The organism is Streptomyces graminofaciens (assembly GCF_030294945.1).
Lineage (GTDB): Bacteria > Actinomycetota > Actinomycetes > Streptomycetales > Streptomycetaceae > Streptomyces > Streptomyces graminofaciens.
The window spans coordinates 2,050,485-2,068,083 of sequence record NZ_AP018448.1; the positions used below are offsets into that span (position 1 = coordinate 2,050,485).

Genomic DNA, 17,599 nt, shown 5'->3' on the forward strand with positions numbered 1-17,599 from the left:
GGGTCTGGATCTGCTCCAGTGGGATGGGAGAACATCGCCCCTGTCACAAGTCCTCCGAGTACTCAACAAGCTCGCTCGTAACGGCGGCCGGGGTGCGGTCGAGGCAATAGGCATCCACGAAGGCCACAGTCTCAGCCAACCCGTTCTCTTCAACGAAGTCCGCGTATTTCTGCAGGCGAGGTGCTATGCAGTCAGGGGCGGCAGCCTCGAGCGGGTGCTTGACGACGATCGCGACAGGCTCTTCGGAGACCTCGGACTCGGCCAGAAGAGCCATGGGCCCTACGGGTGTATGCCGGATTTCAACAAGGATCTCTGTCCGGTCTTCGGTCCACCGCCGCAGCAGGAGCTCGTGATGGGCGATGTCGACGGACAGCTCTCTGCCTCGGAGTGTGCCGACGAGGTCGCGGGCGAGCCGCCAGTCGAGCAGGGGATGGAGCCGCATGTTGGAGTAGTCGCGGAGGCAGCGGTAGCACGAGCCGCTGCAGTTCGCTGCGTGTTGGCCACTGAGCCTATGCAGGTATGCGTCGACGGCGCCGAGGAACTCGCCAATCCGGTCGGCTGATCCAAGGTGTGTGCTGAAGCCAGCGCCATTCTCCAGGCTGTCCGCGAGGTAGGCCAGGACCGGAGAGACCGCGGAGGATGCCGAGCCGTGGATACCGCTGAGCAATTCCTCTGGTTGGACGTCGAGCATGGGGGCGGCGGCCCGCCTGAGCAAGGCAGCCAAGGAGTACCAGGCTGCGCGGCGGCCGTGGTAGGCGTCGGGGAAACCGTACAGCTGGTCTGATTTGGCCATGTCGAAACGCAGGCCGCGTGCAGGGTCGAGCGGAGCACGTGCACCAAGGAAGAGCATGTCGGTGTGCTCGGTCGCACCAAGAGCGGTCTCGAGGTCCGGCACGGCCCGAGGATTCTCGACAGCGTAGTACCCCTTCCACGGGGAGCCCGCCTTCTTGAAGCGGAACATGCGACCGCCGTTGTTGTTGATCGTGTAGCGGTCACCGCTTCCGCAATGCACCACCAGCCAGTCGTCGGCGTCACGGTCAACTCGCGGTGCGCCTTTCTCGAGGTCGGCAGCTGTGCGCGTGCTCAAGCCGCCTCCGCCCCACTCTCGTACGCCGTCGTAGTCCCGGGCCTTGCCTGCCCTGAATCCGGCTGGCTCGCGGAACGGAAAAGCGGTGTAGCTCCGGCCTGAGGCGCCGCAGGCAGGACACACCGTGGGCACGTCGTCCTCGTTCAGGGGCTCAATGTGAGCACAACGGCGGCACATAGCGACCATGCGCTCCGGGCCGAAGGGCTCCTCAGCGGGCTTCGGACTGCGTCCGCCTGGTGTGAAGGAGACGACTCCAATCGACTGCTGCAGTCGGCCGTCCCGCGGCGTCTCGGCGCCGGGCGCGAACCTGGAGAGTGCCACGGCCAGGTCGCGGTTGATGGCTCCGGGCGGCGGCCAGGGGAAGTTCTGCTGGGGAAGCTCGGTGTACAGGAGCCGGGCGCGGGTGGGGAAGCCGAACATGGGCAGAAGGCCAGACTCCGCCAGGCGCTGGCTAAGGTCCGGGTGACCGGTTTTGCCTTCTGCGGCCTTGTCTACCTGGTCCAGGAGCTCCTTGATACAGGTCATGGGGTCGATCGAAGCGACCGGTTCGGGAGTGGAAGCCTGCAGGGCCAGAGCTGCAGATTCTATTTTCTGCTGGTGGGTGTCGACCCACTGGCAGACCGCTGCACGGTGGGCGGACCAGTCCTCGGACAGCCCGAACTGGCCGTGGATGTTCCGCGTCATGTCGACTTCCTCGTCGGTACTCCCTGCGGTCAGGGCGGCGAATGCCTGGCGCAAGACTTCGCCGAGGAACACGCGTTTGAAGATGGAAGGCATGCCCAGGGCAAGATAGGGGGGCGGTGTAGGAGCGTTCGTGATCTCCTCGGGGCGGGCGAAGTAGTGCTCGTCGTGGCTCCGCCCTCGGCAGACAGTGAGGGCGGTGGCTGCCGGGCTGTCGCGGCGGCCCGCCCGCCCGACCCGCTGTTGGTAGTTGAAGCGGGTGGGCGGCATATCGGCGAGGAGCACCGTGTTGAGGGAGCCGACGTCGACTCCGGCCTCCATCGTTGTCGTCACCGAGAGCACTTCGATGCCGTCGGCTTCCCGGATGTCATCCTCTCCGAGAAATACGTTCTGGAAGCGGCTCTGCCGCGACTGTGCGTCGAGGCGGTCGGTCTGGCCGGTCAGCTCAGCCGTACGCAGGGGGAAGTTCCCGGTTCGGTTCCTGGCCTTCCACGCGTAGTAGTCCTCGTTGAGCACCCCGGTAAAGCGCTCGGGTTCCGCAGGGAGTTCGGTGCGGCACTTCGTGCAGATTCCCGTGCCGGGGTGGAGGTGGGGCCGACGGCAGTTTCGGCAGGACCAGACCCGGCCATCGCCGGGACGAAGCGCGACCTTGGCCGGGTCGATGGTGTACTGGACCACGGCCGGGCCCCAAGCTGCCAGTACGCGGTCTGCGATCACATCGACGTCCAGACCGTCGCGGTCGGCGATGTGCTTCCAGTACCGAAACAATGGGGCCGGCGGCTTCTCCGATGCGGCGCGAACCCCGGAGAAACGGCGCATGTGTCCGAGAATCCGCAGGCTACAGCGCGCTCGCGCCTCGTCGGATCCCGTCGGCAGATCAAGCAGCCCACGATCACCGACTAGGCTGAGCCAGCCGAGCCCGAGAGACTCGAAGTCACGGCCCGCGCTGGAGAAGAGCCCGTTGAGGAACTCCCAACCCAGGTTCTCTTCGATACGGGCGAGGAATTCATCCTGCTCCGGGGTCAGACCCGCCTTTATCGTCCGATCGCCAGCCCAGTTGAACAGCGACGTCCACGCGATACCGCCTCGCTCCTGAAGCGAGGCTGCAGGACCGCCCGGGTTAGTGCCGTGATCGAGGAGGAGCCCTCGCATGTCGTACTGAAGATCCTTCAGGGACGGCAGGTTGCCGATGACTGCTTCGAGTTCCGGCTGCTTCTCCGGTTCTGCTGCGATGTCGTCGGTCAGGATATCCTTGAGTGCGGCGAACTCCCGGGGGTGACGGCCCCGGAGCCGCCGCACAGCCTCCTTGACTTCGTCACGGTCCACCGCGTCCCTGGCATAGAACGCCTTGACCAGCTGAAGGTCGGCGTACGGGTCTCCCTGCTCCGTCACCGCCTGAGCTGTCAAGAGGCGCAGGAGGTCCTGATAGTGGCGCAGGGCGAGGCCACTCGCGAGCTCGGAGGCGTCGTCGCGGCTATCCGAGAACGCAATGATCTTTCGTCCGCCGTCTGGCATGTGCCCGAGAACCTCGGTGGTGAGCACCTGGTTGATCTTGTAGAAACCGGTGCGCATGCGGCGCACCGGGGCCATGCGGAGCCGGGCTGGGTCCTCCAGGCCGATCCACTTACCGTCCCGCGTCCTTTTGAGCTCCCAGTCGTCACCGCAGGCCGGACACCGGGTCGGGAACGGTCTCAGGCCTCTGAGATCGACAGCAGGCTTCCCGTCCTTCATATTGGGGACCACGTGGAAAGACCAACCGGTGTAGTGTGCCTTGTCGTTGGCGAGGCGGCCGGTGCCCGGTTGGTAACGGCTCTCCCGGAACTCGAAAGTGACGCCCGGGCCATTGTTGGACTCCGAGGCGGTCCAGTCACGGCTGTTCAGTCCAAGTGCGGATTGTCGGGGCCAATAGACCACGTAGTTACCCGCATTCGCAGTTCCGCTGATCTCTTCAGGCAGGAGGTCGAAGTCGGGGAAGTCCGTGTGCAGGGCTCCGCGAAATCTCTTCTTCTCGGTGGCCGAGGGGGTGGTGAAGCCGCCGAGCATCAAGTCACCGCAGTTCTGGCAGTGCAGGAGCTCAAGCACTCGTGCTCCGCAGGTGCACCGGGAAGCCGGTTCACGGAACAGTCGGCCGACTCGCCGCCGGGGATCCCTGCCGCCGGGGACATCCTGGCATTCCGGGTCAGAGCACGCCCAGATGCCATCGATGTTGCGGAAGAACATGTGGGCCCTGAGCTTGGGCAGGGCAGGGTTGTCCGCCATGCCCAGTGCCCGGAGGACCCCGCGGAGGGCCTTCCCTTGTGCATCTGCGTCAGTGAGCCTTGGAAACAACGCTGCGGCGAGCTCAGGCATGGCGACGGCACGTGGCTTGCCGTCGGGTGCGAGCGCCAGAGCCAGCGCGTCGGCAGCTCCAGTCTCAGAAAGGAGTGCGCCCGCCTCACCAGCGGACAGGGCCGACTCAGCCGCACGGGCGAGGGCTGGGGCCTGAGTGGTCAGGTCCGTAGGCCGGACAGCGGGCAGGACAAGGCTGCCGGGGATGACCTTGTGACGCCCCCGAGGCAGTGCGAAGAACGACTCGAGGAAGTCGTCGTCGCGCCCTCCCACCAGCGACGCGGACGCAGCTAGGACGCGGAACTTCTCCGGCGCGTCGTCAAGCCCCAGGCGATGGCGCAGGTTCCGCAACAGGTAGGCGACCTCGGTGCCCGCAGTTCCTCGGTACATGTGGAGCTCGTCGAGGACCAGGGTGAAACGGGCACCGGGAGTGCTGTGCAGCCAGCGCCTGGTGGACTCGAAGATCGGTGCTTCCTGCGGGCGGAGGAGCATGATGTTGAGCATCGAGTAGTTCGTGACCAGGATGTCTGGCGCGGCGGCCTGCATGTCCCAGCGTGCGTGCATCTCGGCGCCACCGATGCGAGGGATGAATTCGTGCGCGTCTGCCCCGGCCCGCCGCTGACGCGCGTCGAGGGCCTGCATGTATGTGCGCAGCCGGCTCCGGGCGGGATAAGAGTCCCTGTTCCCTGGCACGGGGGTGGCCCCGGTGTACCGGCCGAAGTAGAAGCGGTGTCCCGCGCGGTTCCGGTCCAGCCACGCACGGGCGGGATCGCTGTCGAGGGCCCGGCGCAGGCGGACCAGCTGGTCGTCCGCGAGTGCGTTCGTGGGGTAGAGAACGAGCGCGCGCACCGCAGATCGGTGCCCTATTTCAGACTCTCGACTCGGCATGTACTCGCCGTTCCCCCGCCACCAGGTCGGAGCAGGTCTCCCACCCCCGGTCCAGCGCGCGGACTCGGCAACGAGATCGGCGATGACCGGGAGTATGAACGCCTCGGTCTTGCCGGCACCGGTTCCCGCCGTGACAACGAAGTCGCGGCCTTCGCCGCAGGCAGCCAGCAGCGCCTCGTGCTGGTGCCAGTAGAGGCTATCCACCCCGTCCGGAAGGGCGAACTTGGCGAACGCTGCAGCCTGGGGATGGGCTGAGGCCGCACGGAAAGATTCCTCAACGGAGACACCGCTCGTGGCGTATTGCGGCCGGAGCTCCAGCAGCGGCTGGCGCCAGGCGCCGCCGTCCGTGTCCAGGAGCGAGCGACGCTCCTTCATAATGGAGACGTCGTCGACGCCGAACGGGGTGTCGTAGTAGCGCATCAGGGCACGCCGCAGCTCATCGAAGATGCCGGGGATATCGGCGCTCATCTGGGTCGGCGCCAACCCGCTCGGGTCCGTCATCACTTCACCTTCTCGGACGCCAGGTTCGGCTGTTCGATTTCGAGGGTCTGCTGGAGAGAGCGGGCCAATTGCTCAGCCGCCGCGTACGGCACGTTGTCGTACTGGACGGTCTCGGCCAGCTGATCAAAGCGTGGCTGGAGGCCCGTGCACAGGACGGCAGCCCGGGCATGGAGTGGGGGCAGCGGCGCCCCCCAGGCGACAGCGAGGTGGCCAACGCTACTGCGCCCGCTCCCGGGTTCCGGCTGCCACCACGTCGCCCCTGCACCGAGACGGGCGAGCTCCAAGTAGACCCCGGTCTCATGCTCTGTACTGCGCCACTCGGCGCCGCGCCGCACCTGAACGAGACGGGACCAGTCGGCCCCGCGCCAGCGGTACAGCCCATCCTGATTGTAGGACTCCGCGGGCTCATACTGCCTTTGCGCGGGGTTGTACCGTTCGACGGTGTGGGCGTTGCCCGGGGCTGGCGGCGCCGCTAGGGGGCCCTCGAAGAGCTCGGGCAGGAGCGAGAATGCTTGGAGGGCGGCGCACGGGGTGAAAGCGCACTCCAGCATGGCGGCAGCTTCCGGGAGGTCTTCGAAGGTGTCGTACTGGAAGAGCAGCGAGTCAGGCACCGGGATGTCCCCGTCGGCGGTCTCGTTCTCGACCCGGATGATTTCGGCCCATTCCCCGGCCGCCGCATCAACGGCCCTGTCGAACGCAGCGGTTCTGCGTCCAGCGATCAGGGCCAGGCCGTCGGAAAAGGGCAGTCTGGTGAGTACGGGGGTAGCGGCGGACCACTGCCCGCGCCGCCAGTCCACATCGAGGTGGCCGAGGGCTGAGACATCTCGTACCCATCGGCCTTCTGCGCCTCCTCGCAGCGCGAGGCCGCGGCCGCGGGCGGTGCTCAGGATCCCGGCGCGCAGGTCCGCGACTTTGCCTCCGCCGACCTCGCTGGTCCAACGGAGGAGGAGGTCCCCGATTCCGGTCACGGTCCCACCTCCTGGGCGAGGCTCACGTAGGAGTGCCAGAGCGGGTCAGCACAGGCATCGGCGGCGTCCAAGACAGCGCGGGCCCACGGCTTGTGCCGGGCAGTCGGGTGGAAGGACAGTTCAGAGGGGTAAGCGGCCTCCGCGGTCCACTTGCCGCGCCGCTTCTGCAAGATCCAGCCATCAATTCCGCGCAGCTCCACCTCGAAGCGGTAGTCCGACGGTTTCACAGGAAGGCGGGACCACCAGGACGGCGAGTCCGGTACGGCCACCTCCCAGGCCCGGCCGTCCGAGGAAACGAAGATTGTCGTCTCCGCGCCGCGTCGACACAGCACGACGCGCGGTGTGGCGCCCGTTCCAGCCTCACCAAAATGCGCACCAGTGACTACCGGCGCGCCCGCTCGCTGCGCAGCAGGGTAGGCCGCGCCCTTACCTCGGGCGAGGGGGAATCCGACGACGGTGTCCGGCGTGGCGAGGCTCGGGGCGTCCTCTGCGGTGGTGAACTCGACCACCGACTCCTCGGCCTCGATCCGGTGCTTTCCCTCGGGCATCTCCCGGATCCAGAGAGGGATCGGGACTCCTCGGGCCTTGAAGGGTGGGTCCTGCGCCTGACCGTCGAGTTTGGCCTCTCCGGAAGCGCCGTCCGGGAGGACAAGGTTCGGCTCGCCCCCGACGAGGTACAGGCGCTGGTCGAGGTCGGGGGCGATCCGGAGCCCGCCCTGCAGGTACATCTTGTACTGCGGGGCCGGCTGCACTGCGAGCACGGCGCCTTGCACGCTGCGGATGGTTTGCTTGAGGGTCACGGGGTCGTCGAAGACGACCCCGTTGTACAAGGTCCATCCCTCCGGCATCCACGAGAGCCGCCCAGCCTCCTTCCGCCGTCCCGGGGAGGCAGCACGGTCGAGTACGGCCTCGACATCGGCTGCCGCCTCCGGAGCCGCAATGATCATGTGCTCCTCGCCGGGGACGAACCGGTCGACACTCGTCCGGCAGTCGAGGGAGTCGTCCTGTCGGAATACGACCAGCGACGACGCCGGACGGCTGACGACGATCCCCTCGCCTATGAGTTGGAAACCTGCACGAAGAGAGCGGTCCTCGGGCAGCTTCAGCCCGCCGACCGAGTAATAGCTCGTGTCGCCCAACTGCTGCAGCTGCACTCCGCCAGAGAGCTGGTAATCCCGTTCGCCGAACCGCGGTAGCCGTGCCAGCCACCCGAGCCGCCGGTTTTCGAAGCGCACGAGCAACTCCGCCCTGGGCGTTCCGGGCTGGACATATTCCTCCGACCCGTCCCAGACGTTCGCAAGGTTCCCAAGGAGCCGCTCGGCGATGGGACAGATCTCGGGGTCGTCGATTGCTCGCCGGAATCCGGTAGAGAACTTGTCGCCCTGGTCCCAGAGCTTGGCCCCCCGAACGAGGACAGCGCCGGGCAGGGGCCAGGCCGTGCTGTTCCGCTGGCTCATGACGTGGAAGAACTTAGGGAGGAGCATGCGGTCTGTGCCGCGCAGTACGGCCTGCGAGAGGGCGTAGCCGATGCGTGCCTGATGCTGGGGGAGGTCTTCAGGCGAAGGGATGGTGCACAGCCCTCGGTACGCACCCCACTGAAGCTGCCAGGAAGCGAGCCGCTGCCACATCCACGCGATCGGCAGGTACTTTGCCGAGGTCAGCACCCCATCCCGGCCAGTCAGGAGCTGGGAAAGGTGGTCGTGGTAGTTGTTGGCACGCCGCTGGCCGTCGTTCGCCATGCGGGTCGCAGCGATCACTGAGCAGGCAAGCAGGGGGAGAACAGCGGGGGCGCCGTCAGCGGACCTCTTCGACTCTTCGTACTTCTCGATAGCGGCATAGGGATGGGACTCGCCTGGGTCCACTCCCCGACTCACCGCATCAACGAGCGAGACGTCCAGGGCAAACCGCTTCTGCAGGGAGGCGACTTCCGCGTCATCGACGTACATCACGACCGGGTGGCCATCCCATTCCGGACTGAAAAATGCCTCCTCAAGGGCCTCCTGCCAGGCCTCATATGCTGCGAAGTCCACGTGGTATCCAGGCTCCTGCGTCTGATCCAGTCCAGTGGCACACGTCACTGGAGCCGCGTGACAGCACGGTACTCGCTGCCATAACTGCCCGTTAAGGACTATCACTGACATCGCATGGTTGTGCAGATCAAACCTGGAATTTCATGACAGGGCAGCCGACTTGGCTTCCAGGTCGAGCCACCGCTTCCCAACGATGTGAGATTCCCCCGCCGGATTGGCGAGGAGGGTCAGAGACCTACTCCGTCCCGCACAACGGTGAGCGGAAGGTCTCGTCGAGGGAGATGCATCCAGCCCTCGACCGCGGCCATGGCATGCTCCTCCTCAGTGGTCGGCGAATGGGTCATCCCACACGCTGCGGCCCGTGCGACGACCGCCGAGATCAGGGCGTCCAGGTCGTGGTCGCTGGCCACACACCGGACACGAACCCGGTCGGACAGGTCCAGGTCTAGGCCGGCCTCGAGACCGGCAAGAATCCGGGACCGCGCAGCCGTGGCGTCCTTGCCCTTATAGGTCCCCTCCGGGGCGAGTCCCCACTGGATCAGCGCGAACGCCGGGTAGACCTCGACAACTGGACCCGAGCCGCCGCGCGGTATCGCCGGACCGCCCTCGGCCAGCCGAGCCAGCAGGCCGACCGCGCGCATGGCGACGATGCCGAGCTTGTCGGCCGACACCGACAGCGGACGCTGCTTGCCCGCCCCAGTGCGCTTCCACGCCACGTCATCGGTCAGCCGGTGAGTGAAGGTATTGCCGAGTCCGGGGCGACCGTCGGCGCACGCTGCGTGGTTAGCGAGCGCAGGTAGCTCGACACCGGTCCGGTGCGCAGTGAGCAGGGCTGTGAAGGCAACCGGCCAGCCCAGGGGCGAGTCCAGCCCCGTCATGTCCGCAGACCGCATCGCTGCCAACAGGTCGTCGTCGTGCTTCGCGGGAAGCAGTTCAGCCGTAGGTCGCCGACCCCACGTCATGCGGCACACGCCTGTGGTTCCGGTGCGCCCGGCCAGATCAACGCCCACCGTCACCATGGCGCCGTCCTCCACTACATCGTCAGCCTGCGCTATCACGGGCTTCGCCTGCATTTGGAACTCCCCTCCGTGTCCTGTCCGGGTTGTGCACGGATCAGTCACAGTGGCGCTGCCCCATGGCGGTGGTCGCAGCGGCACAGAGTCCGACTCGGCCTACAACGGCAGGAACGGACTAGGCCTGCCGTGCCAGGAGATGCGCAGCGCATCGCGGGCTCGGGTGGTGGCGACGAAGAGTTGGTTGCGGCTCTTCTTGAGTTCGCGTTCGTACCGTTTGGGGTCAGTCGCCTCGTATTTCTCGACGACAGCAGTGCGCGGGAGGATGCCGTCGCTCGCGCCGATCACCGCGAGCTTCTGGTACTCAAGTCCCTTGAATCGGTGCATCGTTCCGATGTGGACCTCGCCGCCACCTTGCGGCCCCTCCTTGGTGAGGGTCGCAGTGGTGATGCCATGCTTCGTCTCCAAATCGGCTGCGACGCGGCCGGCCATATCGCCGTCGGCGACGCAGACGGCCATGGTGCCGCTGGGGTCGCGTACGGTGCCGTCCTCGGTGGGCTGGGTGATGTCCGCGCGCCACTGCTTGAGGGCTGCGGCTAGCTGAGTGATCTCGTCGGTCCAGTCTGCGCAGGCGACGTACTCGGGGGCAGGGCCGTGCAGCAGGGAATGGTAGCCGTCGAGGGTGTCCGTGCCGTCATCGAGGTCGTCGTAGGTGCCCCCGCGGACGACCTTGGCGGCCTGGTCGAGGATCTCCTGGGTGGTGCGGTAGCTCAGCGTCAGTTTCGAGGAGCGGCCACCGCGGATGTTGATGCCGACGGTGGAAAGGGTGACTTGCCGGTCGTAGATCCGCTGGTGGGTGTCGCTGGCGATGAACAGGTCGCCAGGGCCGGAGGCGACCATGGCGCGCAGCATTTTCCAGTGGGCGGGGCTGAGGTCCTGGGCCTCGTCGACGACGATGTGACGGTAGCGGTGACGCAGGTAGCGCATCGCGGAGCTGTTGTCGTCGAGGTGGGCCAGGTCGCCGCCGCCGATGTCGGCCTTGCGCTCGGCCCGCGTCTGGATCTTGCGGGCGCGTTCCATCTCGTACCGCGCCGCGCGCTCGGCGGCCTGGGCCCAGGTCTCCCGGCCCATGCCGTTGAGGCGCAGGGCGAACTGTTCGAGCAGTTTCCAGACGACTGCGCGTTCGGGGCGGTTGAGGGCGCGGCCCATGCCGGCGCGACGGGCCTTGAAGTAGTCCTGGCGGGTGCCGAGGGACTGGCCCAGGACGATCTGCTCCCATTCGTCGAAGAGGAATTCGGCGTCCCAGCGCTGCTCGTCGTGTTCGAAGAGGACCTCGCGCAGCACGTCCAGGGCCCGGTCGTCGGTGATCAGGCTGCGCTGTGCGCCGGGCGCGGTGTTCTCGTTGAGGACGCTCTGGGCGAGCTGGTCGATGTGCTTGATGTCGACGCGGCCGAGCAGCGCCGGGTCCATGAGCGAGGTGAGGCGGGAGCGCAGGTCGGCGGTAAGGTTCTTGGTGTACGTGGTCAGCAGGATCGGCTTGCCGTGGCCGGGCGGCAGGGCTGCGGCAAGGCGGGCGACCCGGTGCAGGGCGACGATGGTCTTGCCGGTGCCGGGGCCGCCGCTGACCCGGCCGGGGCCGCTGTAGTTCCGTTCGACGATCTTGCGTTGGGTTGGGTGGAGGTAGACCTTCCAGGCTCGGAAGTCGCCCTCGGCCAGGACGTTGCGGATGTCGTCGTCGACCGTGGTGACCGCAGTACGGGTGAGGGCCGCCGCCATGTCGTTCTCGAAGCCCGGTTCGAGCTCAGTGGAGGCGGGCTGGGTGATCTCGCGTTCGACTTCGTCGACGGACATGCCGGAGCCGAGGCCCGTGAGGACCTCAGCGGTCAGGCGCGGGGCGCCGGCGATGAGTTGGTCGAATTCCTCGTCGGTCGTGACGGCGAGGGCCGGGCCGATGAGGGCGTCGGCGACACCGAGCCGGCGCAGGTCCTCGGGGGCGCAGCCGATGAGGAGCGGTTCGGCGGGGGCGGCCGGTTGTGGTGTCACGACGGGGGCGGGCGTGGGCTCGGCCGGTGCAGTGTGCTCGTCCTGGGCCGGCGTGAGTTGAAGTCCCGCGCGCTGGAGGACGCTCTGACCGACGACGCCAAGGTCGACGAACTCGATCTCGCCGGTGATCCGGTTGATGGCGACAGTGAGTTCTTCGTAGACGTCCTTGCGGTGGCGGACGGCGACGATCAGCCACTGTGGGACGCCATCGGCGCCGACCCCGGCCCGGGCCAGCAACGCCCGGTACGAACGGTCGATCTTGGCGCGGAAGATCCGGCCGTCGCCCTTGAGAGGCTTGAGGTCGAGGCTGGGGTGATCGGGGTCGATACGGAACTGGTGGCAGAAGTCGTAGAACTTCGTCTTGACCGACGAGTCCATCTTGTAGAGCTCGTTCTCGGCCTTCTGGTAGAGGCTCAGGCGTGCGGTCATCGTGCGGCACTCTGTTCTTCGGAGTCGGGACGGGCAGTGGCGTCGGGGAGCATGCCGAGCAGAGCATCAAGATCGGCTAGCCAGTCGTCGGCCGAGCGGATGGTGAACCCGGCGTCACGGTAGGCGCTCCAGGTCTTGTCGCTCTCCTTGTCCTCCTGGTCGTACGGCTCAGCCATGACGGCGATCCGCGGAGTGCCGTGGTCCCAGACGAAGTCGGCGAGCCAGCCTCGTTCGCCGAGCTCGTAGCCGTAAGCGGGGGCCTTCTTGCCGCCGTCGGCCAACACGTGGGCTAGGCGGGTGAGGGGGGAGTCGGGATCGTCCTCGTCGAGGTATTCGAGGATCTCCCGGTCCCACAGCAGATCCCGCACCGCTGCTTCGAGAGGAGTCTCGTTGGAGGCTTCCGCGGGTACGGGCTGCGGTGCGGGTGTTCCCGTGCCGTAGCGCACAACGAGGGATTCAAGTTCACCGACGCCGCCGAAGGCCTTGAGGACCGAGATGTCGAAGCTGGCTGCGGTGGCTGTGGTGAGTTGAATGCCGTCGCCGCCGTCGTGGGCGAGGAACTGCAAGATGTTGGACCACTGGAGCCAGGAGCGCCAGCGCGCCTTGTGTTCGGGCGTGCCGAGCTGGTCGTGTGCGGTGTCGTCAAGGCAGGCCAGTGCTGACCAGTGGCCGGTGGCTGCATCGACGAGGAAGGCGACGGGGAGACCCGACTGGTCGCTGGTCTGGAACAGGTTGAGCGTGCCAGTGCCCTGCACGGGCGCCGGGTCGATGCCGTCGGTGCGGCCCCAGGCGTCGAGGAGACCGCTGAGCGTCTGACGCGTCTGGTCGGGCGTGCCGTTGCCGACGAGGATCTCCTGGCCGGTCCCGAGGAGCCCGCCGACCATGGCTGATGCCCGCTTGCCCCAGGCCGCGTGGTCCGGGCTGCGCAGGTAGGCGAGGAGCATGGTCATCGGGTCGGTGAAGGCGGTGGCCGCGAGGTCGTCGCCGCCACGGTCGGCGTAGAGCTGCTTGGCGAGGTCCTGGGCACTGCGCGGGTACGGCGGCCATACCGGCTCAGCCGCTTCGCGCCCCGCGCCGGACTCCGCAGTGTTCGTCTGCCGCTCGAAGGCGTCGAGGTCGTGCCAAGTGAGCTGGAAGACGATTCTCCCCTCGGCCCGGAGCCGGTTGCGTTTGTCGGCGTCACGAGCAAGCCGGTTGTTCCGGCGAGAGGCGTGAAAGCGGTGTCCGTCGAGGTAGACGGTGATCTTCTGCTTGGGGCCGTCGACGCGTTCGAAGGTGAAGTCGGTACGGGTGTAACCCTCGTTTCGTTGCGCTGTCAGACGCCAGCCGTGCACGGTGCCGATCTCGTCCAGACGCAGATAGGCGCTGTTGTCGCCGCTCTCCTCCAGCACGGCGTCGCCGCGCTGTCCGGCCCACCCACGCAGGGCCTTGAGGAAGCGTGCCTCCAGATCGGACTCGACCTGCCCGTCCAGACCGATCTGATCGGTGTTCCCGACCTTCTTGGTGTCCCAGGCGTCGGTGTCCGTGCCCAGGAGTTCGTCGAGGATCTCCAAGGCAGCCTGACGGGAGACGCGCTCGATGTACTGCTCGTCGGCGTAGAGGTACAAACAGCGGTGGCAGGCCGGCCCGCCCTCCTCGTTGCAGGGGCACTCCACGAGCAACCGGCGGGCGCCCTCCAGCACCTGACGGAAGGCGGCGGGATCGGTGAGCCGATCAAGGTAGCCGGTGCCGTGCGGGAGACGGTCGTACAGGACCAGGAAGTGCCGTGTCTCCGCGGTGTCGCGGTCCGGCATGGTAGCGAGCGTGGTGGCGAGGTGCTGCGGGTCGCCGCCGAAGGCGCCGTCCACGCCCAGGCGCAGGGCCGCCTGGAAGGAGTGGACCTTCTCCTCGACGAGGACCGTCGCGGCCGGCAGCAGGATGCGCAGGGCCTCGGTCTCCAGCTCGTGGGCGAGCAGGACCGGTTCCTGGGGTACGCCCTTCTTGCCGCGCCGCAGCGGGCACCAGGGAGTGTGGTGCTTGAGTTCACGCTGGCGGTTGGCGGAGTTGTCGACGGCGTCCCGGTCGTCGTCGAAGACCGGTCGGCCGTCGGCGCTCGCGGCTCCGCAGGCAGTGCACACATGGAAGGGGGCAATGCGCACCGGCTTCCCGGCGAGCTGCTCGTTCTCCTGGGCACCGATGCTTAGCGGTCCGGCGTTGATACGGCGGATGACGGCACGGCGGGTGTAGTCGACGCCGAAGACCTCTTTGGTGTGCCGCCAGGACTTGCCCACCGCGAAGTCCTTGGGGGCGATGTCGACCATGTCGACGAGGGTGTAGAAGCGGCGGTCGCGGTCGTCGCTCTCGTCGCCGATCCTGGCGTCCTCCCGCTTGTCGCGGGCCGTCACGACGCTGGGCTGAACGATCTGCCACAAGCTGCCGGAGTCGGCGATGCCCGCCTCCCCGCAGCGCGGGCAGGGCGTGATGTCGTTTTCGGCGTTCTCGGTGCGGACGTAGCCGCACGAGGGGCAGAAGCGCCAGTGGCGCCAGTCCTGGTCCCGGCCGGTGACGATGTCGATACCGGTGATCCGGTGCTTGTAGCCCTCTGCGTAGAACGTGTTCCCGGGGGCGAGTTCGGACAGGGCGAAGCCACGCGGACGCCCGTAGGAGAACGACTTCGACTTGTAGCGGGGACGGCCCTCGGGTGTGGTGCCCTCGGGCCAGAAGACGGTGGCGTCGAGGGTGGTCGTGGCGTCGATGAGGGCGTAGTTGGGCAGCAGGCCAAGGTCGCACAGCACGGTCTGGGCGGGCTGACGCTGCCGTGTGGCGCCCTGCTTGGAGATGGCTCCGAGCTCGGCCTCCAACTCCGCCTTTGTGCTCGCCTGTTCGTCGTCGCCGTCTTTGAGCTCGTCGATCGCGGAGCGGATCGTACGGATGCGGGTGCGCAGCTTCTGGTTCTCGCGCTCCCACTCCCGTTCGGCCTTCTCGATCGCGCTGCGGATGCCGCGGACCGCGTACTTCTCCAGCTCCGCCTTGGCGGTGTCGCTCACGCCGGTCGGGAACAGGGCGAGGAAGCCAGCAACGAGTTCCTCGCCGTTGGCGAGGGCGGCGTCGGTGCAATCGGCGAGATAGCCGGAGGGGCCGAAGAGCTCGTCGACTCGGCGCGACAGCGCGGCCAGCGGCCTGCCGTCCTCGCGCAGCAGCCGGCCGCGCGCCGCGAGATCGAGGAGGTGGGCGGTGTACTGACGGCGCAGGATCTCGATAGCCGACAAATACGAGCCCGGCGGCACGATCCGTCCGTCGATCATGTCCCGCGGCCGGTCGAGGAAGTACAGGTCGCGGCGCTTGCGGTCGGGAATGGTCAGCAGGAAGGCGTTGCCAGTACGGCGTCCCGCCCGACCCGCCTGCTGGGCATAGTTGGCCGGACGGCGCGGCAGGGCTCCGAGGACGACGGCGGACAGGTCACCGATGTCGATGCCCATCTCCAGGGTGGGTGTGCAGGACAGCACGTTGGGGTCGTTGAATCCTTCGCCGTTACGGAAGGCGTCCTCGAGACGTTCGCGCTTGCCTCGGGAAAGCAGACCGGTGTGCTCGGCGGTGATGACCTGGTAAGTACCCGCTCGCCGGTACAGGCTGCGGTAGTAGTCGTCACGGTAGTCGCGGTCCCGGTCGTGCCGGTCCACGGTCTCCAGCCACCGGTCGCCGGCGACCAGCCGCCCCGTCGTGCAGCGATACGCCTGGCAGGGCTGCCCGTGGTACTGGTCCAGCAGCGAGGGGTGGACGGTCTGCTCCCAGAAGCACTTCGGGCAGCGCACATAGGCCTCGTTGACCTGGGCGTCGGTCAGCAACTGCAACCGGATGGCCCCTGGCTGGAGGCCGTACAGACGGGCGGCCGTATCGCTCGGGGTACGTGCTGCAAGCAGCCCGGCGTCGGTGAGCCGGGGCAGCAGTCGTACCCAGAACTCGTCGGCCTGTTCGCGGGTCATGTCGAGGCAGCGCTGGGCCCAGGTCTGGTACCAGGACAGACGTCCGGCGGCGAAGTCGAACTCGCTGCTCGGCTTGGGCCGCGCGAGCAGGAATCTCGGCGCGGACACCCCCTTGGGGAAGGCCTTCATACCGCGCGGGCGCCCTCCCCAGATGAAGTAGCGGCTGGTGCCCGCCTCGTCGAGGAACTTCTCCAGCCACCGGTGCCCGACCGCCCCACGCGTACGCAGTCGCTCCAACAGGCCACGCAGAAAGGCCAGATAGCGGGCATCGTCGTGTTCGGTAAGTGTCAACCCACGGTGGGCTGCCTCCTCATGAGCGGCTCGCACGAGCGCTACGGCCGCCTGCTCATCGGGGATGTCCACCCAGGCGGCTGAGGTACGGGTCAGTTCGAGGGTACGGCCGTTGCGGGAGCGGTGGCCGAACTCCATGACGGCTTCGAACGCGAATCGTTCACCGATCAGGTCCCAGGTTTTCTTGTCCCCGCCGCGCCCTTGGCCGGACAGCAGGCGCGCTACGCCCGTGTCGTCGTGAAGGTCCGGCGGGACGACGGCGGCGAGTGTCTCACGGTCGGTGGTAGCCGCTACGACGTCGGCGACAAGGTCGTTGAGCGCGCTCGGCCGCTGCTCGCTCAGGTGCTTGGTGAACAAGGCCCGCAAGGAGAAGGTGTACGAGCGGGAGGCGACGAAACCGGCCCGGTGCGCGGCGTCCTGCACCGAGTCGTTGAACATCAGCGTCTTCGTCTCACGCTGCTTCTTGTCCATCTCCCCGCCGGTGAACAGCTGGGTGACGGAGGCGGCGGCGAGAGCGGCAGCGCCCGTACCGACGAAGCGGATCGCGTTGTGCGTGCCGCAGGCGGGGCACCAGTCGTCCTTGGCGGCGCGCTCCGCGGTGTCGCCGAGCTGGACCAGGACGAAGGCGGAGTCGGGGCCGGCGGGCGCCGGGTTGCCCTCGTCGTCGTAGTCGCCCTGGGGGTCGGGCAGCCGCAGGCGCTGGGACAGGCCGTCGAGCACCATGAGCACGCCCGCGCCGCCGGTGGTCAGCGACCTCTGCGCCGCCGGGTCCATGGCGGTACGGCCGTTGCCCTCTCGGGCCTCGTTGTCGGTAGCCGCCACCAGGGTGCGCACCTTGGCCTTCTCGGCGGTGACGGTGGCCCGGCGGATCTTGTGAGCCTCGAAGTTCAGCTCCTCAAAGTCCGACTCGGGGGCGAGGACCGACCAGCCGGAACGCCCGCACTCGCGGCAGTACACCGCGGGCAGAAAGATCTTGGTGTCGCGGGATGTGGTGGTTTCCGGCGTCGTACGCGACTGGCTCTGCGCCCCGGCCGTGTCCCACGCGAACTCGGCCTTCGGCCACGGCAGTACGCCCCGCAGCATGCGGGTGACGGACCGCGCCCACTGGTGCACCTCGACCTGGACGAAGGGGCGGCTGATCGCGGCCGGCGCGTCAGGGTCACGCGCCACGGACAGCAGCGCGACGAAGCGGGCGAGTGCCAGCGCAGCGATCTGGGGCCGCGTCGTGATCGCCTCGTCCCAGCTCTTCGCCCCACTGCGGCGCATCACGTCAAGCACCTCATCGTAGGTGCGCACCGTGCCGTCGAAGGCGTTCAGGACAGCGTAGGTGAGCCGGTTGCGCTTGAGCGCGGCGCCAAGGGCGACCGGGTCGATGATC

6 protein-coding genes are annotated in these 17,599 nt (G+C 67.6%); all 6 read right to left on the bottom strand.

What is annotated here, in order from left to right:
- Positions 1–43: 43 nt before the first annotated feature.
- Complete coding sequence (locus tag SGFS_RS08930; protein WP_286249227.1) at positions 44–5,485, bottom strand: DEAD/DEAH box helicase; 5,442 nt, start codon at positions 5,483–5,485, stop codon at positions 44–46.
- A complete protein-coding gene (locus SGFS_RS08935; protein WP_286249229.1) occupies positions 5,485–6,453 on the bottom strand; it encodes a hypothetical protein in 969 nt (322 codons plus the stop codon). The genes SGFS_RS08930 and SGFS_RS08935 overlap by 1 nt, the downstream gene beginning before the upstream one ends.
- On the bottom strand, positions 6,450–8,483 hold the full coding sequence (locus SGFS_RS08940; protein ID WP_286249230.1) for a hypothetical protein: 2,034 nt from the start codon (positions 8,481–8,483) through the stop codon (positions 6,450–6,452). The genes SGFS_RS08935 and SGFS_RS08940 overlap by 4 nt, the downstream gene beginning before the upstream one ends.
- A 227-nt stretch (positions 8,484–8,710) precedes the next feature.
- Positions 8,711–9,556 (bottom strand): DUF429 domain-containing protein, encoded by an 846-nt coding sequence (locus SGFS_RS08945; RefSeq protein ID WP_286249231.1) that lies wholly within the window; start codon positions 9,554–9,556, stop codon positions 8,711–8,713.
- 99 nt (positions 9,557–9,655) lie between these two features.
- Positions 9,656–11,968 carry a UvrD-helicase domain-containing protein gene (locus SGFS_RS08950; RefSeq protein WP_286249232.1) on the bottom strand — a complete coding sequence of 771 codons (2,313 nt, stop codon included), beginning with the start codon at positions 11,966–11,968 and terminating at the stop codon, positions 9,656–9,658.
- Positions 11,965–17,487, bottom strand: coding sequence for a DUF1998 domain-containing protein (locus SGFS_RS08955; protein WP_434028190.1), 5,523 nt, complete (start codon positions 17,485–17,487; stop codon positions 11,965–11,967). Before SGFS_RS08955 ends, SGFS_RS08950 begins: the two co-directional genes overlap by 4 nt.
- Between the last annotated feature and the right edge of the window lie 112 nt (positions 17,488–17,599).